This window comes from Aquibium sp. A9E412, from assembly GCF_030398335.1.
Classification (GTDB): domain Bacteria; phylum Pseudomonadota; class Alphaproteobacteria; order Rhizobiales; family Rhizobiaceae; genus A9E412.
Window position 1 is genome coordinate 1 of the sequence record NZ_JAOAOP010000052.1, and the last position, 26,558, is coordinate 26,558.

A 26,558-nucleotide genomic window follows, 5' to 3' on the forward strand; every position below is an offset into this window, starting at 1 on the left:
TTTCCGAACGGCGAACCGGTTTCCACTTCGCCTGGAAACGCTTGTCTTGACGCGTTTCCGAACGGCGAACCGGTTTCCACTTCGCCTGGAAACGCGTTAGCGCAGGCGACGCGGACGGCCGGCCGCCGCCGTCACACCTCCTCGTCGAGCAGCCCGGCGACGAAGTCGTAGAGGCCCGGCCGGCGGTCGCGGCGCAGCCGCTCGGCCGCCACGATGGCGCGCACGGCGGCGAAGGCGCGGTCGAGATCGTCGTTGACGACGACGTAGTCGTATTCGGTCCAGTGCTCGATCTCGACGCGGGCGTTCTTCAGCCGCGTCTCGATGGTCGTGTCGGAATCCTCCGCCCGCCGCTTCAGCCGGGCGAGCAGCTCGCGCATCGACGGCGGCAGGATGAAGACGGAGACGATGTCGCCGCGCATCTTCTCCTTGAGCTGCTTGGCGCCCTGCCAGTCGATGTCGAACAGCATGTCGCGGCCGGCCGCCATCGCGGTCTCGGCCGGCTTGCGCGGCGTGGCGTAGTAGTTGCCGTGCACCTCGGCCCATTCGAGCAGCTCGTCGCCGTCGCGCAGCATCTCGAACTCGCGCGGCGTGCGGAAGTGGTAGTGCACGCCCTCGATCTCGCTGCCGCGGCGCGGCCGCGTCGTCACGCTGACCGACAGCTCGAAGCCCGCATCGCTCTCCAGCAGGTTGCGGGCGATCGTCGACTTGCCCGCGCCCGACGGCGAGGACAGGACGAGCATGAGGCCGCGACGGTCGATCTCGGCGGCGGCGGGCACGGCTGCCATGCGCTACTCCAGATTCTGCACCTGCTCGCGGAACTGGTCGACGACGGCCTTGAGCTCGAGGCCGATCGCGGTGACCGCGGCCGCGTTGGACTTGGCGCACAGCGTATTCGATTCGCGGTTGAACTCCTGCGCCAGGAAGTCGAGCTTGCGGCCCGCCGGCCCGCCGGCGTCGAGCAGGCCGCGCGCGGCGGCGACATGCGTCTTCAGCCGGTCGATCTCCTCGCGGATGTCGGCCTTGGTGGCCAGGAAGGCGGCCTCCATGTGCAGGCGCTGCGCGTCGAGCCCGGGGGCCGCCTCGCCGAGCAGGCGGACCTGCTCAGCCAGCCGCTCGCGGATCGCCTCCGGCCGGCGCGAGGGATCGGCCTCGGCGCGCAGGGCGAGCGCCTCGATGGCGTCGACATGGCCGCGCAGATGCGCCGCCAGGGCCGCCCCCTCGCCGCGGCGCGCTTCGGCGAGGCCGTCGAGCGCGCGCTCGAAGACGGTCAGGATCGCCGCGTCGAGCGCCTCGCGGGCCGCCTCGTCCACCACCCCGTCGGGCACCTCCATCACGCCGCGCAGGGCGAGCAGGCCGTCGGCCCGCGCCGGCGCGACGCCGAACTGCTCCTCGAGCCGGCGGGCGAGCCCGGCGAGATCGGCCAGCAGCGCCTCGTTGACCACCGGCTGGGCGCTCGCCGGCGCCCGCGTCAGCGTCAGGGCGCAGTGGACGGTGCCGCGCGTGAAGCGCTTGTGCACCGCCTGGCGCAGGCGCTGCTCCAGCCGGTCGAAGCCGGGCGGCAGGCGCAGCCGCGCCTCCAGCCCCTTGCCGTTGACGGATTTGACTTCCCAGACGACGGCGCCGCCGTCGTGCTCGCCCGTCGCACGGGCGAAGCCGGTCATGCTCTCAAGTGTCATCGGGCCCCCACCCGCTCGCCACCCTGCCGGACGGCGCCCCTTTATCGGGCATCGCGCCCGTCCTGTCCATGCACCGCGCGGCCCGCGGTGCGGCGTTGGAGCCGCTCTGATTTTCGCGGACTCGCAGATCGGCTCCGACTTATCGTTTCAACGCGCTTGCGGACGGCGAACCGGTTTCCACGTCGCCTGCAAACGCTCTATTCCGTGCTCGTCGCGCCGTCCTCGCCGGCCGCCTCGGCCTCGGCGGCGGCGGCCTCCGCCTCCTCGCGGCGCTTGCCCTCGATGGCCCGCCAGCGCGCCACGTTCTCGTTGTGCTCGGCGAGCGTCGTGGCGAAGGCGTGGCCGCCGGTGCCGTCGGCGACGAAGTAGAGATCGTCGGTCTGCGAGGGGTTGGCGACCGCCTCCAGCGCGGCGCGGCCGGGATTGGCGATCGGGCCGGGCGGCAGCCCGTCGATCACGTAGGTGTTGTAGGGCGTCGGCTTGTCGAGGTCGGAGCGGTAGATCGGCCGGTCGGCCGGCTTGCCCTCGCCGCCGAACAGCCCGTAGATCACCGTCGGGTCCGACTGCATGCGCATGCCGCGGCGCAGCCGGTTGATGAAGACGGCCGCCACGCGCGTGCGCTCGTCGGCGCGGCCGGTCTCCTTCTCCACCATCGAGGCGAGCGTGACGAACTCCTCGACCGTCTCGATCGGCAGGTCGTCGGAGCGCCGCTCCCAGATCGAGCGCACCAGCTCCGCCTGCTGCTGCTTCAGCTTCTCGACGATCTCGCCGCGCTCGGTGCCGCGGGTGAAGCGCAGCGTGTCGGTGGCCAGGCTGCCCTCCGGCGGCAGCTCCTCCGGCAGTTCGCCGGCCAGCTCCTCGGTGGCGGCGATGCGGTCGAAGATCTCGCGCACCGTCAGACCCTCCGGCAGCGTCAGCGAGTAGAGCACCGACTTGCCGCTTTCCAGCAGGTCCATGATCTCGCGCATCGAGGCGCCGGCCTTGATCTCGTACTCGCCGGCCTTCAGGTCGTCGTCCTTGCCGTAGGCGCGCAGGCCGACCAGGAAGATGCGCTCGTCGCTGATCAGGCCGCGCCGCTCCAGCATGTCGGCGATCTCGCGCGTGCCGGTGTTGGGCTTGATGAGCACGGTCTCGGCGGTGCGCGAGGGACCGGGGCCGTCGAACTCCTGCTTGCCGAAGTAGAAGGCGGCGGCCGCCGCCAGCAGCAGCAGCACGATCGAGGAGACGACGAAGTTCAGGAACACGACGAACTGGTTGCGCGACTGGCGCGAGCGCCTGGGCGGCGGCGTGCCGGCGGCCGGACGCAGCGCATCGCTGGCCGGCTTGGCCACGAAGGGCGCGCGCGGCGCGGTCTCGTCGGGTCGGCCGGCGCGGCCGCTCTCATCGCTCATCGTTCGCTACCCGCTCCTTGCAGACGCCGCGGCACTGCCGCATGCCGGCGACAGTAGCGGCGAATATGGCGAAAATTCCGCCGCCGGCACGCCGTCAGGCGTCGTAGCGGCGGAAGATCAGGGACGCGTTGGTGCCGCCGAAGCCGAAGGAATTCGACAGCGCCACGTCGATGCGGCCCTGACGCGGCTTGTGCGGCACGAGGTCGATGGCCGTCTCGGTGGCGGGATTGTCGAGGTTGATGGTGGGCGGCGCGACGTTGTCGCGGATCGCCAGCACGCAGAAGATCGCCTCGGCCGCGCCGGCGGCGCCGAGCATGTGGCCGATCGACGACTTGGTCGACGACATGGCGATCTTGGAGGCGGCGTTGCCGACCAGCCGCTCGACGGCGGCCAGCTCGATCGTGTCGGCCATGGTCGAGGTGCCGTGCGCGTTGATGTAGTCGATGTCGGCCGGCTCGATGCCGGCGCGCTTGATCGCCGCGCGCATGCAGCGGTAGGCACCGTCGCCGTCCTCGGCCGGGGCGGTGATGTGGAAGGCGTCGCCCGACAGGCCGTAGCCGACCACCTCGGCGTAGATCGTCGCGCCGCGCGCCTTGGCGTGCTCGAGCTCCTCGAGCACGACGACGCCGGCGCCCTCGCCCATCACGAAGCCGTCGCGGTCGCGGTCGTAGGGCCGCGAGGCGCGCTGCGGCTCGTCGTTGAAGTCGGTCGACAGCGCCTTGCAGGCGGAGAAGCCGGCGATCGACAGCCGCGTGATCGGCGCCTCGGCGCCGCCGGCCAGCATCACGTCGGCATCGCCCAGCATGATCAGCCGGGCCGCGTCGCCGATGGCGTGCGCACCGGTCGAGCAGGCGGTGACGACGGCGTGGTTCGGCCCCTTGAGACCGTGCCGGATCGACACCTGGCCGGAGACCAGATTGATGATGTTGCCGGGGATGAAGAACGGGCTGATGCGCCGCGGCCCGCGATCCTTGAGGATCAGCGCGTTCTCGGCGATGCCCTCGATGCCGCCGATGCCCGAGCCGATCATCACGCCGGTCGCGCAGCGCTCGTCCTCGGTCTGCGGCCGCCAGCCGGCGTCGGCCAGCGCCAGCTCGGCGGCGGCCATGCCGTAGACGATGAAATCACCGACCTTGCGCTGCTCCTTCGGCTCCATGAAGGCGTCCGGATCGAACGCCCCGTCGCCGGAGCCGCGGGGAATCGAGCTGGCGATCTTGCACGGCAGATCGTCGACCTCGAAGCGGTCGATGCGGGCCGCCGAACTGGCGCCCGTAAGGAGCTTCTTCCAGCCGTGCTCCGCGCCGACCCCGAAGGGCGACAGCAGACCAAGACCGGTCACGACAACACGTCTCATGGCAGCAACTCACCCGTGTCCGCGGCCTGCGCCGTCACGGCGGGCTGGCGACGTCAGGCCGTGGCCTTCTCGATGTACTTGATGGCATCGCCGACGGTCAGGATCGTCTCGGCGGCATCGTCGGGGATCTCGACGCCGAACTCCTCCTCGAAGGCCATCACGAGTTCCACGGTGTCGAGGCTGTCCGCGCCCAGATCATCGATGAAGCTCGCCGACTCGGTAACCTTGTCGGCATCGACTCCCAGATGCTCGACGACGATCTTCTTGACGCGCTCTGCCGTATCGCTCATGTCCTGAACCCTCGACTTCCTGTTTGGTCCGCCTTCGTTAGCGGCACGGTTGCCGCTAATCAAGCTGAAAGATTTCGCCTGCCGCGGCCTTTCGCGGCGCCTCGGCCGGGGCCGAAAAGACCGTCCCGCAAGGTCCGCCGAACGGTGCCGAAGCGGCCGCGAAACGGCTCTCGGCCGCCGCCCTACACGAAAAGGCCGGAGCGCGAAAGGACTATTCGCGCGTCGCCGGCGAAGGCTCAGATCATCGCCATGCCGCCGTTGACGTGCAGCGTCTGGCCGGTGACGTAGGCCGCCTCGTCGGAGGCGAGATAGGCGACCGCCGAGGCGACCTCCTGGGCCGTGCCCATGCGGCGCATCGGGATGGCGCCCATGATGGCGTCGCGCTGCTTGTCGTTCAGCTTGCCGGTCATCGCCGATTCGATGAAGCCGGGCGCGATGCAGTTGACCGTCACGTTGCGCGTCGCAATCTCCTGGGCGAGCGACTTGGAGAAGCCGATCAGCCCCGCCTTGGAGGCGCAGTAGTTGGCCTGGCCGGGATTGCCGGTGACGCCGACCACCGAGGTGACGTTGACGACGCGGCCGAAGCGGCGGCGCATCATCGGATGGGTCAGCTCGCGCGTCAGCCGGAAGGCGGCCGTCAGGTTGACCTCCAGCACGGCGTCCCAGTCCGCGTCGCTCATCCGCACGAACAGCCCGTCGCGCGTGATGCCGGCGTTGTTGACCAGGATGTCGACGCCCTCGAGCGTGCTTTCGGCCTGCTGGCCGAGCGCCTTGACGGCGTCGCGGTCGGACAGGTCGGCGGGAAAGGCGTGCGCGCGCTGGCCGAGCTCGCCGGCCAGCGCCTCGAGCCGCTCGACACGGGTGCCGTGCAGGCCGACGGTCGCGCCCTGCGCGTGCAGCACGCGCGCCACCGCCTCGCCGATTCCGCCCGACGCGCCGGTGACGAGCGCCTTGCGGCCAGTGAGATCGAACATGGTCTTCTTCCTCGTGTGTGATCGGCGGGCCGGCGGCGGCCCGCGCACCAGTCTCAGGCGAGCACGGCCGCCGTCTTCTCGATGTCGTCGGGCGTGTTGACCGGCACCGCCGAAACGTCGCGGGCGATGCGCCGCGCTAGCCCGGACAGCACCTTGCCGGTGCCGATCTCGTAGAGCGTCTCGACACCCTCGGCGGCCAGCCACTCGACGCTCTCGCGCCAGCGCACGCGGCCGGTCACCTGCTCGACCAGCCGGCGCGCGATCTCGTCGGGATCGTCGAGCGGGCGGGCCGTCACGTTGGCGACCAGCGGCACGACCGGCGCGCGCTTGTCGACCTCGGCGAGCGCGGCGCGCATGGCGTCGGCCGCCGGCGCCATCAGCGCGGAGTGGAACGGCGCGGAGACCGGCAGCATCAGCGCCCGCTTGGCGCCGCGCTCGGTGCAGATGCGCGCGGCCTGCTCGACCGCCGGCTTGGTGCCGGAGATGACGAGCTGGCCGCCGCCATTGTCGTTGGCGATCTGGCACACGCCGCCCGCGCCGGCTTCCGCGCAGGCCGCCTCGACCGCCTCCTGGTCGAGCCCGAGAATCGCCGCCATCGCCCCCTCGCCGACCGGCACCGCGGCCTGCATGGCGTTGCCGCGGATGCGCAGCAGCCGCGCGGTGTCGGCGAGCGAGAACATGCCGGCAGCGCACAGCGCGGTGTACTCGCCGAGCGAATGGCCGGCGACGTAGGCGACCTTGCCGGCAAGATCGAGCCCGCGCGCCTGCAGGACGCGGATCGCCGCCATCGACACCGCCATCAGCGCCGGCTGGGCGTTGGCGGTCAGCGTCAGCGTCTCCTCCGGCCCCTCCCACATCAGGCGCGACAGCGGCTCGCCGAGCGCGGCGTCGACCTCCTCGAACACCGCGCGCGCCTCGGCGAAGGCGTCGGCGAGCTCGCGGCCCATGCCGACCGTCTGGCTGCCCTGTCCGGGAAAGGTGAATGCGAGGCTCATCGGCGCGATCCTGCCATGCGGGTGCTGATGGCCGAACCTCGTGGCGCAACACGCCCCGTCTCGTCAAGCCTGCGGGCGCCCGTCGGCGCGCCGACGGCCGCCACGAAAAATCCGCAATTGCGGCGCCAGCCTGCCGCGCTCCGCCCCGCTTCCGGTGGCGTTTGGAAAGCCCTCGCAGCCATGACACCGCATCCCGCCTCTCCGTCCAGCGCGCCGGTCGCTGGCGCAACCGCGTCCGCCCTCACCGTCGCACAGATCACCGGCATGATCGGCATGACGCTGTTCGTGGTGACGGAAATCGCCGCGGCGCTGGGCGCTGCGGCCTGGGCGGTGGTCGGCGCGCTGGGGCTCGCCGCGCCGGGCGCATTCGTCGTCTACGCGATCGCCGCCGTGCCGACCGTGGTGCTCGGCTGGATCGTGGCGCGGCTCGCCTACCTGGCGGAGACGGACCCCGACACGATGGCCGGCTGAACGGCCCGTGCCCGGCGCCGCTCTGGCCAGACGGCGCCCGCTCCCATATATGACGGCATCGCGACCCCGGCGCGGCCGGCACGGCATCCCCGTGCCGGCCGTCTGCGGCCGCGTCCCGCAACCGCCCGCCGCAGCCGAGCCATGCCGTCCGTCATCCAGATCCGCAACCTGTCGAAGACCTATGCCTCGGGCCACCAGGCGCTAAGGGCCGTCGACCTCGACATCATGGACAGCGAGATCCTGGCGCTGCTCGGCCCCAACGGCGCCGGCAAGACGACGCTGATCTCGATCATCTGCGGCCTCGTCAATCCGAGCTCCGGCTCGGTGACGGTCGAGGGCAACGACATCATCCGCGACTTCCGCAAGGCGCGCTCGCTGATCGGGCTGGTGCCGCAGGAGCTGCACACCGAGACCTTCGAGACGGTCTGGTCGACGGTGAGCTTCAGCCGCGGCCTGTTCGGCAAGAAGCCGAACCCGGCGCATATCGAGGCGGTGCTGCGCGACCTGTCGCTGCTCGACAAGCGCGACAACCAGATCATGACGCTGTCGGGCGGCATGAAGCGGCGCGTCATGATCGCCAAGGCGCTGTCGCACGAGCCGCGCATCCTGTTCCTCGACGAGCCGACGGCCGGCGTCGACGTCGAGCTGCGCAAGGACATGTGGCAGCTCGTCGAGCGGCTGCGCGCATCCGGCGTCACCATCATCCTGACCACGCACTACATCGAGGAGGCCGAGGCGATCGCCGACCGCATCGGCGTCATCAACCGCGGCGAGCTCTTGCTGGTCGAGGAGAAGGCCGAGCTGATGCGCAAGCTCGGCGAGAAGCAGCTCACGCTCGAGCTGACGCAGCCGCTCGAGGCGCTGCCCGAGACGCTCGCCGACTACGGGCTGGAGCGCGAGGAGGACGGTGCGCGGCTCGTCTACCGCTACGATTCGCAGGCCGCGCGCACCGGCATCACCTCGCTGCTCAGCGAGCTCAACCGATCGGGCATCCGGGTGAAGGACCTCAGCACCCGGCAGCGCTCGCTGGAAGACATCTTCGTCAGCCTCGTGAGGGAGCAGTCGTGAACGTCCAGGCGATCAAGTCCATCTACCTGTTCGAGATGGCGCGCATGCGGCGCACGCTGCTGCAGAGCGTGGTCTCGCCGGTCATCTCCACCTCGCTCTATTTCGTCGTGTTCGGCGCGGCGATCGGCTCGCGCATCGACGAGATCGACGGCGTGCCCTACGGCGCCTTCATCGTGCCGGGCCTGATGATGCTGACGCTGCTGACCAATAGCATCTCCAGTGCCTCCTTCGGCATCTATTTTCCGAAGTTCATCGGCACGGTCTACGAGCTCCTGTCGGCGCCGGTGTCCTACTACGAGATCGTGCTCGGCTATGTCGGGGCGGCGGCGACCAAGGCGCTAATCCTCGGCCTAATCATCCTGGCGACGGCCGGGCTGTTCGTGCCGCTGCAGATCGCCCACCCCTTCCTGATGCTGCTCTTTCTGGTGCTGACGGCGATCACCTTCTCGCTGTTCGGCTTCATCATCGGCATCTGGGCCGACAATTTCGAGAAGCTGCAGCTCATCCCGCTGCTCATCATCACGCCGCTGGTCTTCCTCGGCGGCAGCTTCTACTCGGTCGACATGCTGCCGCCCTTCTGGCGCACCGTGACGCTGTTCAACCCGGTGCTCTACCTGATCAGCGGCTTCCGCTGGGCCTTCTACGAGAGCTCCGACGTGGGCGTCGGGGTGAGCCTGGCGATGGTGCTCGTCTTCCTGGCGCTGTGCATGGCGGTGGTGTGGTGGATCTTCAGGACCGGCTACCGGCTGAAGAGCTGAGCGGCCGGGCCTTGCACGGCCGGCAAATATCGGTATAAGCGCCCGGTCTGTCCGGTCCCAGCCGGGGGCTGAACGGAGGGCCGGGCGCGCATGCGCCCGTCGCGAAGCCGATGACGGTCTTCCGCCTCCCGTGTCTCCGCTCTCGACCGTCTCGATCAAGGCGCCTTTCTTCTCCCGCCACGCGCGGCAAGCGAGGTCGCTGAGGCTCTAGCCGCTGGGGTCGGACCGAAACGAAGAAAGGCAAGGCAATGGCACTTTACGAGCATGTGTTCCTTGCCCGGCAGGATCTGTCGCAGCAGCAGGTCGACGCACTTGTCGAGCAGTACAAGGGCGTCGTCGAGCAGGCGGGCGGCTCGATCGGCCGGGTCGAGAACTGGGGTCTGAAGACCCTCGCCTACCGGATCAAGAAGAACCGCAAGGCCTATTTCACGCTGATGGACCTCGATGCGCCGGCCGAGGCCGTGCAGGAGATCGAGCGCCAGATGCGGCTGTCGGAGGACGTTCTGCGCTTCCTGACGGTGCGCGTCGAGGCGCACGAGGAAGGCCCCTCGGCGATGATGCAGAAGCGCGACGACCGCGGCCCGCGGCGCGACGGCCGTGGCCCGCGGCGCGACCGCGACGATCGCGGCCCGCGCGGTGACCGTGACGACCGCGGCCCGCGCGGCGACCGTGACGAGCGTGGCCCGCGCGGCGACCGCGAGACGAGCGAAAGGAACGCCTGATGGTCGACATCAACCAGATCCCCTCGCGCCGCCCGTTCCACCGCCGGCGCAAGACCTGCCCGTTCTCCGGCGCCAACGCGCCGAAGATCGACTACAAGGACGTCAAGCTGATGCAGCGCTACGTCTCGGAGCGCGGCAAGATCGTGCCCTCGCGCATCACCGCCGTCAGCCAGAAGAAGCAGCGCGAGCTGGCCCGCGCCATCAAGCGGGCGCGCTTCCTCGGGCTGCTGCCCTACGTCGTCAAGTGATCGGGCGGCGGGCGCGCCAGGCGCCCGCCTCCTCCCCTCCCGCGACGGGCGCGGACCAGGGGGCAAGAGCGAACCCGGGCTGGGGCCGGAGCCCCTAACTGCCGCGACCGGCAGGACAGCGACCACGGCGCCGCGGCGCCGGCTTTCCTGTTCGGCCCGGCCTCCCTTCGGGGAACGCGAAAGGAACAGGACATGCAGGTCATTCTTCTCGAACGCATCGCGCGGCTCGGCCAGATGGGCGACGTCGTCAGGGTCAAGGACGGCTACGCGCGCAACTTCCTGCTGCCGCAGGGCAAGGCGCTGCGCGCCAACGAGGCGAACCGCAAGCGCTTCGAATCGCAGCGCGCCGAGCTCGAGGCACGCAACCTGGAGCGCAAGTCGGAGGCGCAGAGCGTCGCCGACCGGCTCGACGGCCTGACCTTCGTCGCCATCCGCTCGGCCGGCGAGACCGGCCAGCTCTACGGCTCGGTGTCGACGCGCGACATCGCCGAGTTGCTCGCCGAGGAAGGCTTCAAGGTCGGCCGCAACCAGGTCGAGCTCAACCAGCCGATCAAGGCGATCGGCCTGACCAACGTGGCGATCGCGCTGCATCCCGAGGTCGAGGTCACGGTGACGCTCAACGTGGCGCGCTCGGCCGACGAGGCGGAGCGCCAGGCGGCCGGCGAGAAGCTGGATTCGGCCGAGGCGATCTACGGCTCGGACTACGACGAGAGCGCCCGGCCGGAGACCTTCTTCGACCCCGATGCGGAGTACGAGGAGGCCGAGCAGCCGGCGGCCGACGCCGAGAACGAGACGCCGGAGGGCGAGACGCCGGAGGGCGAGACCGGGGCCGGCGACGAGCCGCGCACCGGCGCCTGATCCGCGCCGCCGGGCGACCGGCGGCCGCACATCGTCACACCGTCAGGCCGGGCCGCGCGCCCGGCCTTTCGGCGTTGCGCGCCGAACCGCTTTGCAACCGGCAAGATTCTGTTTAATAATGGAAAACTCCCAGCGTTACGGGGGTTTGTGCCATGAACTGGTTGCTCGACAAGGTCGCCACGCGGGTCTTCAGGACCGGGAACCTCACCGTCACGGACGCCGGCGGCGCCACGCGCCGCTACGGCGACGGCAGCGGCACCCCACTGCATGTGGTCATCAACAACCGGCGGACCGAACGCGCCATCGCGCTCGACCCGATGCTCGCCGTGCCGGAAGCCTACATGAACGGCGGCCTCGACTTCGCCGAGGGCGACCCGCTGGCGCTGATGCAGACCGTCTACACCAATCTCGACCAGGCCGGCGCCGAGGCGCTGGTGATGAAGCTCGGCGAAGGCATGCGCTACGTCTTCCGCCGCTTCCAGCAGCTCAACACGGCCAGCCGGTCGAAGCGCAACGTGCACCGGCACTACGACCTGTCGGGCGAGCTCTACCGGCTCTTCCTCGACGAGGACATGCAGTATTCCTGCGCCTATTTCGAGAGGCCCGAGGCGACGCTCGACGAGGCGCAGCGCGCCAAGAAGCGCCACATCGCCGCCAAGCTGGCGCTCGAACCGGGCCAGAGCGTGCTCGACATCGGCTGCGGCTGGGGCGGCATGGGCCTGACGCTGGCCCGGCAGTTCGACGCCCGGGTGCTCGGCGTCACGCTGTCGGAAGAGCAGCACGGCGTCGCGGCGGAGCGGGCGCGCGCCGCCGGGCTCGCCGACCGGGCGCGCTTCGAGATCGCCGACTACCGGTCGCTCGCCGGCCCGTTCGACCGCATCGTGTCGGTCGGCATGTTCGAGCATGTCGGCATCAACCACTACCGCACCTTCTTCGACAAGTGCAGCAGCCTGCTGGCCGACGACGGCGTGATGCTGCTGCACACGATCGGCCGCACGACCGGGCCGTCGGTGACCAACGCCTTCATCCGCAAGTACATCTTCCCCGGCGGCTACATCCCGTCGATGTCGGAGGTGCTGCCGGCGGTCGAGCGGTCGGGGCTGATCCTCACCGACGTCGAGGTGCTGCGGCTGCACTATGCCGAGACGCTGCGGCACTGGCGCGAGCGCTTCATGGCCAACCGCGACAAGGCGGTGGCGCTCTACGACGAGCGCTTCGCGCGGATGTGGGAGTTCTATCTCGCCGGCTCGGAGGCGACCTTCCGCTGGCAGAACCTGGTGGTCTTCCAGTTCCAGCTCGCCAAGCGGCGCGACACGCTGCCGCTGACGCGCAACTACATCGCCGAGACGGAAGAGCGGCTGCGCGCCGCCGAGGCCGCCGGCGGGCGCCTGTTCCACGACGCGGCGGAATAGGAATACAATCACAGCCGGCGCGATTCGCGGCGCGGCGCAAGCGCCCGCCGTCGGCCGGCGGTGGATGAGTGTGAATTACGGTCGCATCGCCAGATAGCGCTTTGAGGCGCCGGCGCCACGGGGTAGGACCGTGGCGCAACCGACTGCCGGGACGTGTTTGTTCGTTGGCCTGGCGACACGAGACGGAACGGAACCGGCATGGCTGACGCGGCCCGCAAGATCAGCGCGGCGGAAACCCCGCTTTATCGCGAAGCGCCCAACAACATCGAGGCCGAGCAAGCCCTGCTCGGCGCCATCCTGGTCAACAACGACGCCTTCTACCGCGTCTCCGACTTCCTCAAGCCGCCGCATTTCTACGAGCCGCTGCACCGCAAGATCTACGAGGTGGCGGGCGAGCTCGTGCGCATGGGCAAGACCGCCAACCCGGTGACCATCAAGACCTTCCTGCCGGCCGAGGAGAAGGTCGGCGAGATGACGGTGGCGCAGTATCTGGCGCGGCTGGCGGCCGAGGCGGTGACGGTCATCAACGCCGCCGACTACGGCCGCGTCGTCTACGAGCTCGCCACCCGCCGGGCGCTGATCACCGTCGGCGAGGACATGGTCAACATCGCCTACGACGCGCCGGTCGACATGTCGCCGCAGGCGCAGATCGAGGACGCCGAGCGGCGGCTGTTCGAGCTCGCCGAGACCGGCCGCTATGACGGCGGCTTCGAGAGCTTCTCCGACGCGGTCAAGACCGCCGTCGACATGGCCAACGCCGCCTTCATGCGCGACGGCCACCTGTCGGGCATCGCCACGGGGCTGCGCGACCTCGACCGGCGCATGGGCGGGCTGCAGCCGTCCGACCTGGTGATCCTCGCCGGCCGGCCGGGCATGGGCAAGACCTCGCTCGCCACCAACATCGCCTTCAACATCGCCGCCGCCTACGAGCCGGCGCAGCAGGCCGACGGCTCCTTCAAGGCCAAGAACGGCGGCGTCGTCGGCTTCTTCTCGCTCGAGATGTCGTCGGAGCAGCTCGCCACGCGCATCATCTCCGAGCAGACGGAGATCCCCTCCTCCAAGATCCGCCGCGGCGAGATCACCGAGGCCGATTTCGAGAAGCTGGTCGCCTGCTCGCAGACCATGCAGCGCATTCCGCTGTTCATCGACCAGACCGGCGGCATCTCGATCGCCCAGCTCGCCGCCCGCGCCCGGCGGCTGAAGCGCCAGCGCGGCCTCGACGTGCTGGTGATCGACTACGTGCAGCTCATGCAGGGCAGCTCGGCGCGCGCCTCGCAGAACCGCGTGCAGGAGATCACCGAGATCACCACCGGGCTGAAGTCGCTCGCCAAGGAGCTCAACGTGCCGATCGTGGCGCTGTCGCAGCTCTCGCGCCAGGTGGAAAGCCGCGACGACAAGCGGCCGCAGCTTTCCGACCTGCGCGAATCCGGCTCGATCGAGCAGGACGCCGACGTGGTGATGTTCGTCTATCGCGAGGAATACTACCTCAAGAACCGCGAGCCGAAGCCGGGCACCGAAGAGTACATCAAGTGGGAGACGGAGATGAACGAGGCGCGCGGCAAGGCCGAGGTCATCGTCGCCAAGCAGCGGCACGGGCCGACGGGAACGGTGTCGCTCGGCTTCCAGGCGGAGTTCACCCGCTTCTCCGACCTCGCCGACGACAGCCACCTGCCCGACCGGTTCGAATAGCCGTGACCAACGTGATCGAAACCGCGCGCGGCTCGGTGGCCGAGCCGCTCGCCGGAGGCCGGCTGACCATCGACCTGGCCGCGCTCGCCGAGAACTACCGCATGCTGGCGCGGCTGTCCGCGCCAGCCGAGACGGCCGCCGTGGTCAAGGGCGACGCCTACGGCATCGGCATCGCGCACGCGGTGCCGGCGCTGCTGGCGGCCGGCTGCCGCCGCTTCTTCGTCGCGCTGCCGGCCGAGGGGGCGGCCGTGCGCCGCGCCGCGCCGGATGCCGACATCATCGTGCTCAACGGCCTGTTCGACGCCGAGACCGCCGCGCACTACGCCCGTGAGCGGCTGATCCCGGTGCTCAACACGCAGAGCGACCTGGCGCTGTGGGAAGCGCATGGCTGGGACGGCGAGGTGCCGCGGCCCTGCGTCATCCATGTCGATACCGGCATGAACCGGCTCGGCCTGACGCTCGAGCGGGCCCGCGTGCTGGCCGGGGAGAACGCGCTGACCGGCGCGCTGACGCCGCTGCTTCTCATGAGCCACCTGGCCTGCGGCGACGATGCCGGCCACGCCATGAACCGGCGGCAGCTCGAGGCCTTCCAGGCCGCGCGGGCGCTGTTTCCGGGCGTCGCGGCGAGCCTGGCCAACTCGGCCGGCATCTTCCTCGGCGAGGCCTACCACTTCGGCCTGACCCGGCCCGGCGTCGCGCTCTACGGCGGCGCGGCGGTGTCGGGGGTGGCCAACCCGATGCGCCCGGTCGTCACCGCCGAGGCGCGCGTGGTGCAGGTGCGCCGGGCGGCGGCCGGCGAGACGGTGAGCTACGGCGCGCCCCGACCGCTCGACCGCGACACGCTGATCGCCGTCGTGGCGGCCGGCTATGCCGATGGCTATCCGCGCTCGGCCTCGGGCGCCGGCGTGCCGCTGCGCGACCGGGTGGCGGCCGGCGCGGCCGGCTGGATCGGCGGCCGCACGGTGCCGCTGCTCGGCCGGGTGACCATGGACCTGACGATGTTCGACGTCACCGATCTCGGTCCCGACGCGGTCGCGGTCGGCGACACCATCGAGCTGTTCGGTCCCAACATGCCGATCGACGCGGTGGCCGCGGCGGCCGGCACCATCGGCTACGAACTGCTCACCGGGCTCGGCCGGCGCTACCACCGGCGCTACACCGGCGAGGCCGGATGATGGCCAAGCCGCGCCTCCAGTTCGTCTGCCAGAACTGCGGCGCCGCGCACACGCGCTGGGCCGGCAAGTGCGATGCCTGCGGCGCCTGGAACACGCTGGTCGAGGAAGGCACGGCCGGCGGCATCGGCTCGGGGCCGGCCGCGCTGCGCAAGGCGCGGCCCGGCCGTCCGGTCGCGCTGACGACGCTGTCGGGCGAGATCGAGGACGCGCCGCGCATCGTCACCGGCATCGGCGAGCTCGACCGGGCGACCGGCGGCGGCTTCGTGCGCGGCTCGGCGCTGCTCGTCGGCGGCGATCCGGGCATCGGCAAGTCGACGCTGCTCACCCAGGCGGCCGCCGCGCTGGCCGGCGCCGGGCACCGCGTGGTCTACGTGTCGGGCGAGGAGGCGGTGGCGCAGATCCGGCTGCGCGCGCAGCGCCTCGGCCTCGCCGAGGCCGCCGTCGAGCTGGCCGCCGAGACAAACGTGGAAGACATCCTGGCGACCATCGCCGAGGGTCGCCGGCCCGACCTGGTGATCCTCGATTCGATCCAGACGCTGTGGACCGACCTGGCCGATTCGGCGCCCGGCACCGTGACCCAGGTGCGCGCCGCCGCCCAGGCGATGATCCGCTACGCCAAGTCGACCGGCGCGGCGGTCGTGCTGGTCGGCCACGTCACCAAGGAGGGCCAGATCGCCGGCCCGCGCGTCGTCGAGCACATGGTCGACGGCGTGCTCTACTTCGAGGGCGAAGGCGGCCACCACCACCGCATCCTGCGCACGGTGAAGAACCGCTTCGGCCCGACCGACGAGATCGGCGTCTTCGAGATGGGCGACCGCGGCCTGCGCGAGGTGGCCAACCCGTCGGAGCTGTTCCTCGGCGAGCGCAGCGCGGCAGCGCCCGGCGCGGCCGTCTTTGCCGGCATGGAGGGAACGCGGCCGGTGCTGGTCGAGATCCAGGCGCTGGTGGCGGCCTCGTCGCTGGGCACGCCGCGGCGCGCCGTGGTCGGCTGGGATTCGGCGAGGCTGGCAATGATCCTCGCCGTGCTCGAGGCGCATTGCGGCGTGCGCTTCGGCACGCACGACGTCTATCTCAACGTGGCCGGCGGCTACCGCATCTCGGAGCCGGCGGCCGACCTCGCCGTGGCGGCGGCGCTGGTCTCGTCGCTCACCGGCCTTGCCCTGCCTGCCGATTGCGTCTATTTCGGCGAAATCAGCCTGTCGGGGGCCATCCGCCCCGTCGCGCACGCCGCGCAGCGCCTCAAGGAAGCGGAGAAGCTCGGCTTCGCGCAGGCGGTCATGCCGTCCGGCGGCGAAGAGGCGGGCGGCACGGCCGCCGCGCAGCTCTTCCAGCCCGCGGCGCTGGCCGACCTGGTGGTGCGGATCGCCGGTCCGGCAGCGGACTGAACAGAGCGCCGGCCGCAAGGCCGGCGAGCGGGGACAAGAAAGTAGGGGCGACCATGCCGATCACGCTGCTGGACGGGGTTCTCGTCGGCTTCACCCTCGTCTCCGCCATCCTGGCGATGGTGCGCGGCTTCTCGCGCGAGGTGCTGTCGATCGCCTCCTGGGCGGCGGCGGCCGTGGCGGCCTATTTCTTCCATCCCCTCGTGCTGCCCTATCTGGAACCCTATATCAGCAACGACAAGCTGGCGCTGGCGGCGGCCGCGGCGATCATCTTCTTCATCGCGCTGATCGTCGTCACCGTCATCACGATGAAGCTCGCCGACTTCATCATCGATTCGCGCGTCGGCGCGCTCGACCGCACGCTCGGCTTCGTCTACGGCGCGGCGCGCGGCGTGCTGGTGGTCGCCGTGGCGCTGCTGTTCCTCAACTGGCTGCTCGGCGACAACCGGCCGGACTGGATCACCGAGGCGAAATCGCTGCCGCTTCTGGAAGGCGTCGGCCAATGGCTGCAGAACCTGCTGCCCGACGATCCGGAGAACTCGATCTTCCAGCGCCTGTCGCCCGCCTTCGAGGACGGCCAGGCCGGAGGCGAGACCAACAGGTAGAGCCGGCCGCGGCAGGCCGGCGCGACAGGAAAGGCGCTCCGCGATGACGGCGCATGAGCCCATCGTCCCGGCCGGCGAGGCCGACGACCACTTCCACGACGAGTGCGGCGTGTTCGGCATCTTCGGCCGGGCCGACGCCGCGGCGATCACGACGCTCGGCCTGCACGCGCTGCAGCACCGCGGCCAGGAGGCCGCCGGCATCGTCTCCTTCGACGGCAGCCAGTTCCACGTCGAGCGCCACATCGGCCTGATCGGCGACACCTTCACCAAGCCGGCGGTGCTCGACCGGCTGAAGGGCAACCGCGCCATCGGCCACACGCGCTACTCGACGACCGGCGGCGCGGGCCTGCGCAACGTGCAGCCCTTCTTCGCCGAGCTGGCCGACGGCGGCCTGGCGATCGCGCACAACGGCAACATCACCAACGCCATGACGGTGCAGCGCAAGCTGCAGCGCGAGGGGTCGATCTTCTCCTCCACGTCCGACACCGAGACGGTGCTGCACCTGGTCGCCACCAGCAAGGAGCGCGACACCATCGGCCGCTTCACCGAGGCGGTGCGCCAGCTCGAGGGCGCTTTCTCGCTGGTCGCGCTGACCTCCAAGAAGATGATCGGCTGCCGCGATGCGCTCGGCATCCGGCCGCTCGTGCTGGGCGACCTCGACGGCTCCTACATCCTCGCCTCCGAGACCTGCGCGCTCGACATCATCGGCGCGCGCTTCGTGCGCGAGGTCAGGCCGGGCGAGATGGTGGTGGTGACGGAAAAGGGCATCGAAAGCCACTTCCCCTTCGAGCCGGCGCGGCCGCGCTTCTGCATCTTCGAATACGTCTATTTCGCCCGCCCCGACTCCTCGGTCGAGGGACGCAACGTCTACGACGTGCGCAAGGCGATCGGCGCGGAGCTGGCGCGCGAGAACCCGGTCGAGGCCGACATCGTGGTGCCGGTGCCCGATTCGGGCACGCCGGCGGCGATCGGCTTCGCCCAGGCGGCCGGCCTGCCCTTCGAGCTCGGCATCATCCGCAACCACTATGTCGGGCGCACCTTCATCCAGCCGTCCGAATCGATCCGCCACATGGGCGTGCGCCTCAAGCACAACGCCAATCGGCGCACGCTCGAGGGCAAGCGGGTGGTGCTGGTCGACGATTCCATCGTGCGCGGCACGACCAGCCAGAAGATCGTCCAGATGGTGCGCGACGCCGGCGCCGCGGAGGTGCACATGCGCATCGCCTCGCCGCCGACCCGCGCCTCCTGCTTCTACGGCGTCGACACGCCGGAGACGGCCAAGCTGCTCGCCTCGCGCATGAGCGTCAGCGAGATGGCCGACTTCATCCGCGTCAACTCGCTCGGCTTCCTGTCGATCGACGGGCTCTACCGGGCCGTCGGCGAAGCGGCGCGCGACAACGAGGCGCCGCAGTTCTGCGACGCCTGCTTCACGCGCGACTACCCGACCCGGCTGGCCGACCTCGAGGGGGCCGACAACGTGCGCTCGCTCTCGCTGCTGGCGGCGGGCAGCCAATGAGCGCGCGGCCCGACCTCACCGGCCGGCTGGCGCTGGTCACCGGCGCCTCGCGCGGCATCGGCTATTTCCTGGCCAGGGAGCTGGCGGCGTGCGGCGCGCATGTCGTCGCCGTGGCGCGCACCGTGGGCGGGCTCGAGGAGCTCGACGACGAGATCAAGGCGGCCGGCGGCGAAGCCACGCTGGTGCCGCTCGACCTGGCCGACATGGCCGGCATCGACCGGCTCGGCGGCGCCATCCACGAGCGCTGGGGCAAGCTCGACGTGATGGTCGCCAATGCCGGCATCCTCGGCGTCATCTCGCCGCTCGGCCATGTCGAGGCGAAGACCTTCGAGAAGGTGATGGCGATCAACGTCACCGCCGTATGGCGGCTGATCCGCACCGTCGACCCGCTGCTCAAGGCATCCGACGCCGGCCGCGCCATCCTGATGTCGTCGGGCGCGGCGCACTCCGCGCGCGCCTTCTGGGGCCCCTATGCGGCCTCCAAGGCCGCGCTCGAGGCGCTGGGGCGCTCCTGGGCCGACGAGACGAAGAGCTTCGGCCTCAAGGTCAACGCGGTGAACCCGGGGCCGACGCGCACTGCGATGCGCGCCCAGGCGATGCCCGGCGAGAACCCCGACACGCTGCCCCACCCCTCCGAGGTGGCGGCGAAGATCCTGCCGCTCGCCAGCCCGGAGCTGGAGGAGACCGGCCTCATCCTCGACGTGCCGCAGGGCCGGTTCCTGCGCTACCGGATGCCCGAATAAAGCGCTTCCAGGCGACGTGGAAACCGGTTCGCCGTCCGCAAACGCGTCAAAACGATAGCTTGCGGCCGATCTGCGATTCGGCGAAAAGCAGAACGGCTGGCGCAGCGCCGCCGCACCGGCGGCGGGCGGACAGACGATTGACCTCGGCGCGGCTTCCGCTACCCTCACCGTGAAGGCGGCCGCAGAGCCGCCCGGCCGGCGTGCCGTGCCTGCGAAGGGCGGCCGCGGGCCGAGAACGAGACCTGACGGGACGGCGCGGCTGGCGCGACCCGCCGGGGCCGGGGGGACGAAACAGGGAGATGCGGCATGGCGATCGCGCTTACGATCGTTGCCGCGGTGCTGGCCGTGTGGGCCGGCGTGGCAGCCCATCTGGTGAACCGTCACGGCCTGACGGTGCGCCAGGCGATCTTCTACGCGCCGTTCAAGCTCGCCTACCGCATCGACGACCGCGAGATCGCGACGGCGCGCAAGGCCGACGCGCCGGTCGTCTATGTCGTGGTGCACGCCTCGCGGCTCGACCCGGCGCTGATGCTGTCGCTGCTGCCGGCCGACACGCTGCACATCCTCGACGGACCGTCGGCGCGCTCGATCTGGCTCGAGCCGTGGCGCGAGCTCGCCCGCTGCATCGCCTTCAACGCCAAGCACGTGTTCGTCAGCCGGCGGCTGGTGCGCCACCTCAAGGGCCGCGGCCGGCTCGCCGTCTACTTCCCCGACACGGTGGAGCCGGACGCCCGCGCCTTCCGCCTCTACCGCGCCGTCGGCCGCATCGCCGCGCGCGCCGAGGCCACCATCGTGCCGGTGATGGTGGCCGGCAGCCGCGAATCGGCGCTCACGCTCGCCGATCGCCAGGCCGGGCCGCGCCGGCTGCTGCCGCGGCTTCGCGTGCGCACCCTGCCGCCGCTGACCGTCGAGGCGCTGATGGCCGAGAACGGCGCGCCGCAGGTGACCGCCTCCAACGCCTTCTTCGACCGCGTGGCGCAACTGCGCCTGGCCGCCGCCGACACCGACCGCACGCTGTTCGGCGCGGTCGCGGCCGCCGCACGCCGGCACGGCAGCGGCCGCGTCGTGCTGGAGGACGAGAGCGGCGAGACGATGCGCTACGGCCGGCTGCTCGTCGCGGCGCGGCTGATCGGCCGGCACGTCGCCGAGCACGCCAAGCCGGGCGAGCCGGTCGGCATCATGCTGGCCAACTCGAACGCCGTGGTGGCGCTGTTCCTGGCCGTGCAGTCGGCCGGACGGGTCGCGGCGATGATCAACTTCTCGGCCGGCTCGGCCGGCGCGGCGGAGGCGGTGGGCACCGGCGGCATCCGCACCGTGTTCACCGCGCGCCGCTTCGTCGAGCAGGCGGGCCTCGCCGAGATGGTCGCCGCGCTCGAGGCGGTCGGTGCGCGCGTCGTCTATCTCGAGGACCTGCGCGCAAGCTTCACCCGCCGCGACACGGCGCTGGCCGCGCTGGCGCGCGGCCGGCCGCTGGCGCCGGCGGCGGTCGACGCGGCGGCGGTGATGCTCTTCACCTCCGGCTCGGAGGGCCGCGCCAAGGCGGTGCTCCTGTCGCACCGCAACCTTCTGACCAACGTCGCCCAGGCGGCGACCCGCATCGCCTTCTCGCCGGCCGACACGCTGTTCAACGTGCTGCCGGTGTTCCACGCCTTCGGCCTGACCGGCGGCACGCTGCTGCCGCTGACCGGCGGGCTGCGGCTTTTCTCCTACCCCTCGCCGCTGCACTACCGGAAGGTGCCGGAGACGGTGGCGCGGGTGAAGCCGACGGTGATGTTCGGCACCGACACCTTCCTCGCCGGCTATGCCCGCACGGCCGGGCCGGACGACTTCGCCAGCCTGCGCTTCGTCGTCGCCGGCGCCGAAGCCGTGCGGCCGCAGACCCGGCGCACCTGGCGCGAGCGCTTCGGCGTGACGATCCTGGAAGGCTTCGGCATGACGGAGGCCTCGCCCGTGGTCGCCGTCAACACCGCCACGCACGGCCGCGACGGCACGGTGGGCCGGCTGCTGCCCGGCATCCGCGCCCGGCTCGAGCCGGTCGAGGGCATCGCCGAGGGCGGCCGGCTCCACCTGTCGGGACCGAACGTCATGCTGGGCTACCTGACGGCCGAGGCGCCGGGCACGCTGGTCGCGCCGCCCGACGGCTGGCACGACAGCGGCGACATCGTCTCCTTCGACCGCGAGGGCTTCGTCACCGTGCGCGGCCGCGCCCGGCGTTTCGCCAAGGTGGCCGGCGAGATGGTCTCGCTCGGCGCGATGGAGATGATCGCCGCGGCGCTGTGGCCGGAGGACAAGCACGCCGCCGTCGCCGTGCCCGACCGGCGGCGCGGCGAGCGCACGGTGCTGGTGACGACGGCGGCGGACGCCGACCGCGACACCGTGCGCCAGCACTGCAAGCGGCACGGCCACGCCTCGGTGCTGACGCCGAGCGACGTGGTGGCGACCGAGGAGATCCCCGTCCTGGGCAGCGGCAAGATCGACTATGCCGGCGTCCGGCGGCTGGCCGCGCAGAGCCTCGGCCTCGAGGCGGCGGCCTGAAACGCGACGCGGCCGGAGGCGCAGCCCCCCGGCACGCCAGGCGAGCGCCCCGGAGGTTTCGCGAAACGCCGCGCCGGCCGCGGCCCGCCGCTCAGCCTTCCGGCGGGCCGGCGGCGGCCTCCTGCTGTGCCCGCGCGGCGCGCCGCGCATAGGCGGCCATGCCGACCGGCAGCGACAGCACGTAGAGGATGGCGCTGGCGGCCATCGTCTCCCAGGTGAAGCTCGCCAGAAGCAGTACGTAGAGCACGACCAGCAGAATGAGCGGCAGCACCAGGTCGCGCCGCACGCGGCTCGCCGAGACCTTGCCGGAATAGACCGGCAGGCGGCTGACCAGCAGAAGCCCGATCAGCACCGTGTAGAGGCTCGCCGCCAGCGCGAAGGGCAGCGACGGCGCCAGGCCGAGAAAGCCGAGATAGACCGGCAGCATGACGAGCACCGCACCGGCCGGCGCCGGCACGCCGACGAAATAGTCGCCGTGCCAGGCCGGCCGCGTCTCGTCGTCGAGCATGACGTTGAAGCGGGCGAGCCGCAGGCCGCAGGCGATGGCGAAGATCAGCGCCGCGATCCAGCCGATCGAGCCGGCCCGGTCGAGCAGGAAGGCGTAGAGGACGAGCGCCGGCGCGACGCCGAAATTGACGATGTCGGCGAGCGAATCCATCTGCGCGCCGAAGCGCGAGGAGGCCTTGAGCATGCGCGCCACGCGGCCGTCCACGGCGTCGAGAAAGGCGGCGACCAACACCATCATGACGGCGAGCTCGACGCGGTGCTCGAAAGCGAGCCGGATGCCGGTGAGGCCGGCGCAAATCGCCAGCAGGGTGATCAGGTTGGGCACGACGAGGCGGAACGGCATCTCGCGGATGCCGGGGCCGCCGCCGCCATGCGGCTCGAAGGGGGGGAAGGGACCGGACATGCTCAGCCTTTTCTCACGCCGCGCCGGCCGGTCCGGCAAGACCGACGGCGCGGCCGCGGGAAGAACGGTGCGCACGACGGTGTGTTCCGCGCCCGTGCCACGCGTTCGCGGACGGCGAACCGGTGCCCGCTTCGCCTGCAAACGCTCTAGGACGCATGGACGAGCGACGGCGGGATGTCGGAGCCGAATTCGGCGATCACCGTCTCGCCGGCGACCGCCGTCTGGCCGACGGCGACGCGCGGGACGGCGGCGGCCGGCAGGTAGACGTCGACGCGCGAGCCGAAGCGGATGAGGCCGAAGCGCTCGCCGACGGCGATCTCGTCGGGCGCCTCGACCCAGCACAGGATGCGGCGCGCCACCAGGCCGGCGATCTGCACCACCGCGACCGGGCCGTTCGGGCTTTCGATCACCAGGCCGTTGCGCTCGTTCTCCTCGCTCGCCTTGTCGAGCTCGGCGTTGAGGAACCGGCCCGGCCGGTGCTCGATCAGCGAGATGCGGCCGCGCACCGGCGCACGGTTCACGTGGCAGGAAAAGACGTCCATGAAGACCGAGATGCGCAGCGCCTCGTCCTCGCCCATGCCGAGCTCGCGCGGCGGCCGCGCCGGGCCGACCATCGACACGCGGCCGTCGGCCGGGCTGACGACCAGCCGGTCGTCGAGCGGCGTGACGCGCTCGGGATCGCGGAAGAAGTAGACGCACCACAGGGTCAGGACGAGGCCGATCCAGAACAGACCGTCCCACACGAGGCCGAGCAGCAGCGCGGCCAGCGCGAAGGCGGCGATGAAGGGATAGCCCTCGCGGCGGATCGGCACGAAGGTCTTGCGGATCGATTCGGCGACGCTCATCGGCGGAACGGTTCCGGACGCCGCGGCGGACCCATTCCGCCGCCGGGCGAGCGCCTTCCTATCGGAAAGCGCCGCCCCCGGCAACGCGGCAGCGCCGGACGCCGTTCAGTAGCTCGGCGTGCGGCGCACGACGACGCCCATCTCGTCGGTCTCGCGGGCGCGGCGCAGCCGCTCCTCCGCCTCGGTCGCCTCGCGCTGGCGGTCCCACATGGCGGCATAAAGGCCGCGCGCGGCGAGCAGCGCCTGGTGGTTGCCGCGCTCGGCGATGACGCCGTCCTGCAGGACGATGATCTCGTCGGCGCCGACGATGGTCGACAGCCGATGGGCGATGACCAGCGTCGTGCGGCCGCGGCTCACCAGGTCGAGCGCGTCCTGGATGTCGCGCTCGGTCTGCGAATCGAGCGCCGACGTCGCCTCGTCGAGCAGCATGATGGGCGGCGCCTTGAGGATGGTGCGGGCGATCGCCACGCGCTGCTTCTCGCCGCCCGACAGCTTGAGGCCGCGCTCGCCGACCATGGTGTCGTAACCGTGCGGCAGGCTCTCGATGAACGGGCCGATCTGGGCCAGCTCGGCGGCGCGGCGCACCTCGGCATCGCTCGCGTCGGGCCGGCCGTAGCGGATGTTGTAGGCGATCGTGTCGTTGAACAGCACCGTATCCTGCGGCACGATGCCGATCGCCGCGCGCAGGCTCTGCTGGGTGACGCCGCGCACGTCCTGGCCGTCGATCGTCACCGCGCCCTGCTGCACGTCGTAGAAGCGGAAGAGCAGTCGCGAGATCGTCGACTTGCCGGCGCCCGACGGGCCGACGACGGCGACCGTGCGGCCGGCCGGGATCTCGAAGCTGATGCCCTTGAGGATCGGCCGCTCGGGATCGTAGGCGAAGCGCACATCGTCGAAGCGCACGGCGCCCGCGCCGACGGCGAGCGGCACGGCGTCGGGCCGGTCCTTCACCTCGGCCGAGACGTCGAGCAGGTCGAACATCTGCTCGATGTCGGTCAGCCCCTGGCGGATCTCGCGGTAGATGAAGCCGATGAAATTGAGCGGGATGGAGAGCTGCATCAGCATGGCGTTGATGAAGACGAAGTCGCCCAGCGTCTGGGTGCCGCGCGTCACCTCCCAGGCCGACAGCGCCATCGCCGCCATCATGCCGAGGCCGAAGATCACGCCCTGGCCGAAATTGAGCCAGCCGAGCGACGTCCAGGTGCGGGTGGCGGCCGATTCGTAGCCGGCCATCGCCCGGTCGAAGCGGCTCGCCTCCATCGCCTCGTTGTTGAAATACTTCACCGTCTCGAAGTTGAGCAGCGAATCGATCGCCTTGGTGTTGGCGTCGTTGTCGCTGTCGTTCATCTCTCGGCGGATGGCGATGCGCCAGTCGCTCGCGCGCACGGTGAACCAGGTGTAGAGCCACACGGTGACGGCGATGATGGCGACGTAGAGCCAGCCATAGGCGACGGCGAAGATGATGGCGGCGAGCGCGAACTCCAGGATGGTCGGCAGCGTGTTGAGGATGGTGAAGCGGACGATCGTCTCGATGCCCTTGGTGCCGCGCTCGATGATGCGCGACAGCCCGCCGGTGCGGCGCTCCAGGTGGAAGCGCAGCGACAGCGCGTGCATGTGCACGAAGGTGCGGTAGGCGAGCTGGCGCACCGCATGCTGGCCGACGCGGGCGAACAGCGCGTCGCGCAGCTGGTTGAAGCCGAGCTGGACGACGCGCACCACGTTGTAGGCGACGACCAGCATCACCGGGCCGGCGAGCAGCGCGGGCACATAAGGCGGCACGTCGAGCTGACCGTCGAGCGCGTCGGTCGCCCATTTGAAGAAGTACGGCACCAGCACGAGCACCAGCTTGGCGAGCACGAGAAAGCCCGCCGCGACGACCACGCGGCGCTTCAGCGCCGGCCGGTCGGCCGGCCACATGTAGGGCCACAGATTGCGCAGCGTCCGCAGCGTCGAGCCGGAATCGGCGGAAACGGTCTTCGTGTCGGCCAAGGGTCTATCCTGCGGTTGTCGCTCAGGCGGATGCGTCGTGCCGACGGCAGCACCGCCCGGCCAGGTCCGAGAAGGCGCCCGCAAGCGCCGACAGCGCGGCGCGGTCCACCGTGTAGCGCAAGCGCTGGCCTCGCGGCGCGGCGCGCACCAGGCCCGCCTCGACCAGCACCTTGAGATGCTGCGAGACGGTCGACTGGGCGAGATCCATGCGCTCAACGACCTGCATGCAGCCGCAGCCGCCGCAGCCTGCCAGATGGCACAGGATCTCGATGCGCGCGGGATGCGCCAGCGCCGCCAGCCCGGCGGCGAGCGGCTGCGCGGCGGGACAATCGGCTGCGGGGGCGGGTTCGCAATTCATCGTCCATCGTCGATATACGATGATCGGACCGGAAGCAACCGGCCGCGCCCTGCCGGCTTTCGGAGCGCCCGGCGCCCGGCCCGCCCCCCCTGTCGGCTGCGCCGACATCTCCTCCTCAAGGGGGAGATCGGGCTGGCGTTTGTGGCCGACCGCCGTGCGGGACCTGCGAGACCGGGCGCCCCCTTCTCCCCGCATGCGGGGAGAAGGCGCCTTGCAGGGGCGGATGAGGGGCCGCGCCGGCGTTGGCCGCAAGGGCGCCGCCATTCCTGCGAAAACCGCGCCCCGCCGCCAGGTCGCCGCTGCCCCTCACCCTGCCCTCTCCCCGCAGGCGGGGAGAGGGTGAGGTTGCGCGCGGCTTCGGCGGCCGTCCCCTCTGGCACTCCCCTCTGTCGGCTGCGCCGACATCTCCCCCTCGAGAGATCGGGCTGGCGTTTGCGGCCGGCCGCCGTGCCGAGGCCTGCGAGACCGGAGCGCCCCTTCTCCCCGCCTGCGGGGAGAAGGTGCCCCGCAGGGGCGGATGAGGGGCCGCGCCGGCATCCGCCGCGCGTGCACCGCCATCGATCCGAATGCCGCGCCCCGCCGCCAGGTCGACGC

25 protein-coding genes are annotated in these 26,558 nt (G+C 71.1%); 14 read left to right on the forward strand and 11 right to left on the reverse strand.

Annotation, left to right across the window (positions count from 1 at the left end; all coding sequences use genetic code 11):
- Nucleotides 1-131: 131 nt before the first annotated feature.
- From gmk to fabD, 7 genes are all read right to left on the reverse strand, one after another.
- Entirely contained in the window at nucleotides 132-740 is a 609-nt protein-coding gene (gene gmk / locus N1F89_RS15785; protein WP_290085219.1) for a guanylate kinase, read from the reverse strand.
- Nucleotides 741-788: 48 nt separating this feature from the next.
- Nucleotides 789-1,676, reverse strand: a complete 888-nt coding sequence (locus tag N1F89_RS15790) for a YicC/YloC family endoribonuclease (protein WP_290085195.1) — start codon at nucleotides 1,674-1,676, stop codon at nucleotides 789-791.
- 197 nt (nucleotides 1,677-1,873) lie between these two features.
- Complete coding sequence (gene mltG, locus N1F89_RS15795) at nucleotides 1,874-3,067, reverse strand: endolytic transglycosylase MltG (protein ID WP_290085196.1); 1,194 nt, start codon at nucleotides 3,065-3,067, stop codon at nucleotides 1,874-1,876.
- Nucleotides 3,068-3,161: 94 nt separating this feature from the next.
- Nucleotides 3,162-4,421 carry a beta-ketoacyl-ACP synthase II gene (gene fabF / locus N1F89_RS15800; RefSeq protein WP_290085197.1) on the reverse strand — a complete coding sequence of 420 codons (1,260 nt, stop codon included), beginning with the start codon at nucleotides 4,419-4,421 and terminating at the stop codon, nucleotides 3,162-3,164.
- A gap of 53 nt (nucleotides 4,422-4,474) precedes the next feature.
- The gene (locus N1F89_RS15805) at nucleotides 4,475-4,711 is read right to left on the reverse strand and encodes an acyl carrier protein (protein ID WP_290085198.1); all 237 of its coding nucleotides are present in this window, start codon (nucleotides 4,709-4,711) and stop codon (nucleotides 4,475-4,477) included.
- A 236-nt stretch (nucleotides 4,712-4,947) separates the two neighbouring features.
- On the reverse strand, nucleotides 4,948-5,685 hold the full coding sequence (gene fabG, locus N1F89_RS15810; protein WP_290085199.1) for a 3-oxoacyl-[acyl-carrier-protein] reductase: 738 nt from the start codon (nucleotides 5,683-5,685) through the stop codon (nucleotides 4,948-4,950).
- Nucleotides 5,686-5,738: 53 nt separating this feature from the next.
- Complete coding sequence (gene fabD / locus N1F89_RS15815) at nucleotides 5,739-6,680, reverse strand: ACP S-malonyltransferase (RefSeq protein ID WP_290085200.1); 942 nt, start codon at nucleotides 6,678-6,680, stop codon at nucleotides 5,739-5,741.
- 264 nt (nucleotides 6,681-6,944) lie between these two features.
- Between fabD and N1F89_RS15820 the strand changes: the two genes are divergently transcribed.
- The 14 genes from N1F89_RS15820 (at nucleotide 6,945) to N1F89_RS15885 (ending at nucleotide 21,862) form a co-directional block, all read left to right on the forward strand.
- Nucleotides 6,945-7,151: a hypothetical protein gene (locus tag N1F89_RS15820; protein ID WP_290085201.1), complete on the forward strand. Its 207-nt coding sequence runs from the start codon at nucleotides 6,945-6,947 to the stop codon at nucleotides 7,149-7,151.
- Between the two features lie 141 nt (nucleotides 7,152-7,292).
- Nucleotides 7,293-8,219 carry an ABC transporter ATP-binding protein gene (locus N1F89_RS15825; RefSeq protein ID WP_290085202.1) on the forward strand — a complete coding sequence of 309 codons (927 nt, stop codon included), beginning with the start codon at nucleotides 7,293-7,295 and terminating at the stop codon, nucleotides 8,217-8,219.
- Nucleotides 8,216-8,977, forward strand: coding sequence for an ABC transporter permease (locus N1F89_RS15830; RefSeq protein ID WP_290085203.1), 762 nt, complete (start codon nucleotides 8,216-8,218; stop codon nucleotides 8,975-8,977). The genes N1F89_RS15825 and N1F89_RS15830 overlap by 4 nt, the downstream gene beginning before the upstream one ends.
- Before the next feature lie 248 nt (nucleotides 8,978-9,225).
- Nucleotides 9,226-9,699 carry a 30S ribosomal protein S6 gene (rpsF, locus tag N1F89_RS15835; RefSeq protein WP_290085204.1) on the forward strand — a complete coding sequence of 158 codons (474 nt, stop codon included), beginning with the start codon at nucleotides 9,226-9,228 and terminating at the stop codon, nucleotides 9,697-9,699.
- Nucleotides 9,699-9,947 (forward strand): 30S ribosomal protein S18, encoded by a 249-nt coding sequence (gene rpsR, locus N1F89_RS15840; protein ID WP_290085205.1) that lies wholly within the window; start codon nucleotides 9,699-9,701, stop codon nucleotides 9,945-9,947. Before rpsF ends, rpsR begins: the two co-directional genes overlap by 1 nt.
- Nucleotides 9,948-10,139: 192 nt before the next feature.
- Nucleotides 10,140-10,805 carry a 50S ribosomal protein L9 gene (rplI, locus tag N1F89_RS15845; protein WP_290085206.1) on the forward strand — a complete coding sequence of 222 codons (666 nt, stop codon included), beginning with the start codon at nucleotides 10,140-10,142 and terminating at the stop codon, nucleotides 10,803-10,805.
- A 152-nt stretch (nucleotides 10,806-10,957) separates the two neighbouring features.
- Nucleotides 10,958-12,217 carry a cyclopropane-fatty-acyl-phospholipid synthase family protein gene (locus N1F89_RS15850; RefSeq protein ID WP_290085207.1) on the forward strand — a complete coding sequence of 420 codons (1,260 nt, stop codon included), beginning with the start codon at nucleotides 10,958-10,960 and terminating at the stop codon, nucleotides 12,215-12,217.
- A gap of 198 nt (nucleotides 12,218-12,415) precedes the next feature.
- Nucleotides 12,416-13,906 carry a replicative DNA helicase gene (locus N1F89_RS15855; RefSeq protein WP_290085208.1) on the forward strand — a complete coding sequence of 497 codons (1,491 nt, stop codon included), beginning with the start codon at nucleotides 12,416-12,418 and terminating at the stop codon, nucleotides 13,904-13,906.
- A 2-nt stretch (nucleotides 13,907-13,908) separates the two neighbouring features.
- Nucleotides 13,909-15,081, forward strand: coding sequence for an alanine racemase (alr, locus tag N1F89_RS15860; protein WP_290085209.1), 1,173 nt, complete (start codon nucleotides 13,909-13,911; stop codon nucleotides 15,079-15,081).
- A complete protein-coding gene (gene radA / locus N1F89_RS15865) occupies nucleotides 15,081-16,466 on the forward strand; it encodes a DNA repair protein RadA (RefSeq protein WP_290085210.1) in 1,386 nt (461 codons plus the stop codon). The genes alr and radA overlap by 1 nt, the downstream gene beginning before the upstream one ends.
- A gap of 53 nt (nucleotides 16,467-16,519) precedes the next feature.
- Nucleotides 16,520-17,068 carry a CvpA family protein gene (locus N1F89_RS15870; protein WP_290085211.1) on the forward strand — a complete coding sequence of 183 codons (549 nt, stop codon included), beginning with the start codon at nucleotides 16,520-16,522 and terminating at the stop codon, nucleotides 17,066-17,068.
- A 43-nt stretch (nucleotides 17,069-17,111) separates the two neighbouring features.
- On the forward strand, nucleotides 17,112-18,584 hold the full coding sequence (gene purF, locus N1F89_RS15875; RefSeq protein ID WP_290085212.1) for an amidophosphoribosyltransferase: 1,473 nt from the start codon (nucleotides 17,112-17,114) through the stop codon (nucleotides 18,582-18,584).
- The gene (locus tag N1F89_RS15880; protein WP_290085213.1) at nucleotides 18,581-19,327 is read left to right on the forward strand and encodes an SDR family NAD(P)-dependent oxidoreductase; all 747 of its coding nucleotides are present in this window, start codon (nucleotides 18,581-18,583) and stop codon (nucleotides 19,325-19,327) included. Before purF ends, N1F89_RS15880 begins: the two co-directional genes overlap by 4 nt.
- A 306-nt stretch (nucleotides 19,328-19,633) precedes the next feature.
- Nucleotides 19,634-21,862, forward strand: coding sequence for an AMP-binding protein (locus N1F89_RS15885; protein ID WP_290085214.1), 2,229 nt, complete (start codon nucleotides 19,634-19,636; stop codon nucleotides 21,860-21,862).
- 91 nt (nucleotides 21,863-21,953) lie between these two features.
- Here N1F89_RS15885 and pssA read toward each other — a convergent pair whose 3' ends face one another.
- The 4 genes from pssA to N1F89_RS15905 form a co-directional block, all read right to left on the reverse strand.
- Nucleotides 21,954-22,772, reverse strand: a complete 819-nt coding sequence (pssA, locus tag N1F89_RS15890; RefSeq protein WP_290085215.1) for a CDP-diacylglycerol--serine O-phosphatidyltransferase — start codon at nucleotides 22,770-22,772, stop codon at nucleotides 21,954-21,956.
- Nucleotides 22,773-22,918: 146 nt separating this feature from the next.
- On the reverse strand, nucleotides 22,919-23,617 hold the full coding sequence (locus N1F89_RS15895; protein ID WP_290085216.1) for a phosphatidylserine decarboxylase: 699 nt from the start codon (nucleotides 23,615-23,617) through the stop codon (nucleotides 22,919-22,921).
- A 105-nt stretch (nucleotides 23,618-23,722) separates the two neighbouring features.
- Nucleotides 23,723-25,606 carry an ABC transporter ATP-binding protein/permease gene (locus N1F89_RS15900; RefSeq protein ID WP_290085217.1) on the reverse strand — a complete coding sequence of 628 codons (1,884 nt, stop codon included), beginning with the start codon at nucleotides 25,604-25,606 and terminating at the stop codon, nucleotides 23,723-23,725.
- A gap of 22 nt (nucleotides 25,607-25,628) precedes the next feature.
- Nucleotides 25,629-25,964, reverse strand: a complete 336-nt coding sequence (locus N1F89_RS15905; RefSeq protein WP_290085218.1) for a metalloregulator ArsR/SmtB family transcription factor — start codon at nucleotides 25,962-25,964, stop codon at nucleotides 25,629-25,631.
- Nucleotides 25,965-26,558 lie beyond the last annotated feature (594 nt).

Bases quoted from the DNA above. Each gene is read 5' to 3' on its own strand.
- gmk (WP_290085219.1), bottom strand. From the start codon at position 740: ATGCTCGTCCTGTCCTCGCCGTCGGGCGCGGGCAAGTCGACGATCGCC.
- N1F89_RS15790 (WP_290085195.1), bottom strand. From the start codon at position 1,676: ATGACACTTGAGAGCATGACCGGCTTCGCCCGTGCGACGGGCGAGCAC.
- mltG (WP_290085196.1), bottom strand. From the start codon at position 3,067: ATGAGCGATGAGAGCGGCCGCGCCGGCCGACCCGACGAGACCGCGCCG.
- fabF (WP_290085197.1), bottom strand. From the start codon at position 4,421: ATGAGACGTGTTGTCGTGACCGGTCTTGGTCTGCTGTCGCCCTTCGGG.
- N1F89_RS15805 (WP_290085198.1), bottom strand. From the start codon at position 4,711: ATGAGCGATACGGCAGAGCGCGTCAAGAAGATCGTCGTCGAGCATCTG.
- fabG (WP_290085199.1), bottom strand. From the start codon at position 5,685: ATGTTCGATCTCACTGGCCGCAAGGCGCTCGTCACCGGCGCGTCGGGC.
- fabD (WP_290085200.1), bottom strand. From the start codon at position 6,680: ATGAGCCTCGCATTCACCTTTCCCGGACAGGGCAGCCAGACGGTCGGC.
- N1F89_RS15820 (WP_290085201.1), top strand. From the start codon at position 6,945: ATGATCGGCATGACGCTGTTCGTGGTGACGGAAATCGCCGCGGCGCTG.
- N1F89_RS15825 (WP_290085202.1), top strand. From the start codon at position 7,293: ATGCCGTCCGTCATCCAGATCCGCAACCTGTCGAAGACCTATGCCTCG.
- rpsF (WP_290085204.1), top strand. From the start codon at position 9,226: ATGGCACTTTACGAGCATGTGTTCCTTGCCCGGCAGGATCTGTCGCAG.
- rpsR (WP_290085205.1), top strand. From the start codon at position 9,699: ATGGTCGACATCAACCAGATCCCCTCGCGCCGCCCGTTCCACCGCCGG.
- rplI (WP_290085206.1), top strand. From the start codon at position 10,140: ATGCAGGTCATTCTTCTCGAACGCATCGCGCGGCTCGGCCAGATGGGC.
- N1F89_RS15850 (WP_290085207.1), top strand. From the start codon at position 10,958: ATGAACTGGTTGCTCGACAAGGTCGCCACGCGGGTCTTCAGGACCGGG.
- N1F89_RS15855 (WP_290085208.1), top strand. From the start codon at position 12,416: ATGGCTGACGCGGCCCGCAAGATCAGCGCGGCGGAAACCCCGCTTTAT.
- radA (WP_290085210.1), top strand. From the start codon at position 15,081: ATGGCCAAGCCGCGCCTCCAGTTCGTCTGCCAGAACTGCGGCGCCGCG.
- N1F89_RS15870 (WP_290085211.1), top strand. From the start codon at position 16,520: ATGCCGATCACGCTGCTGGACGGGGTTCTCGTCGGCTTCACCCTCGTC.
- purF (WP_290085212.1), top strand. From the start codon at position 17,112: ATGACGGCGCATGAGCCCATCGTCCCGGCCGGCGAGGCCGACGACCAC.
- N1F89_RS15880 (WP_290085213.1), top strand. From the start codon at position 18,581: ATGAGCGCGCGGCCCGACCTCACCGGCCGGCTGGCGCTGGTCACCGGC.
- N1F89_RS15885 (WP_290085214.1), top strand. From the start codon at position 19,634: ATGGCGATCGCGCTTACGATCGTTGCCGCGGTGCTGGCCGTGTGGGCC.
- pssA (WP_290085215.1), bottom strand. From the start codon at position 22,772: ATGTCCGGTCCCTTCCCCCCCTTCGAGCCGCATGGCGGCGGCGGCCCC.
- N1F89_RS15895 (WP_290085216.1), bottom strand. From the start codon at position 23,617: ATGAGCGTCGCCGAATCGATCCGCAAGACCTTCGTGCCGATCCGCCGC.
- N1F89_RS15905 (WP_290085218.1), bottom strand. From the start codon at position 25,964: ATGAATTGCGAACCCGCCCCCGCAGCCGATTGTCCCGCCGCGCAGCCG.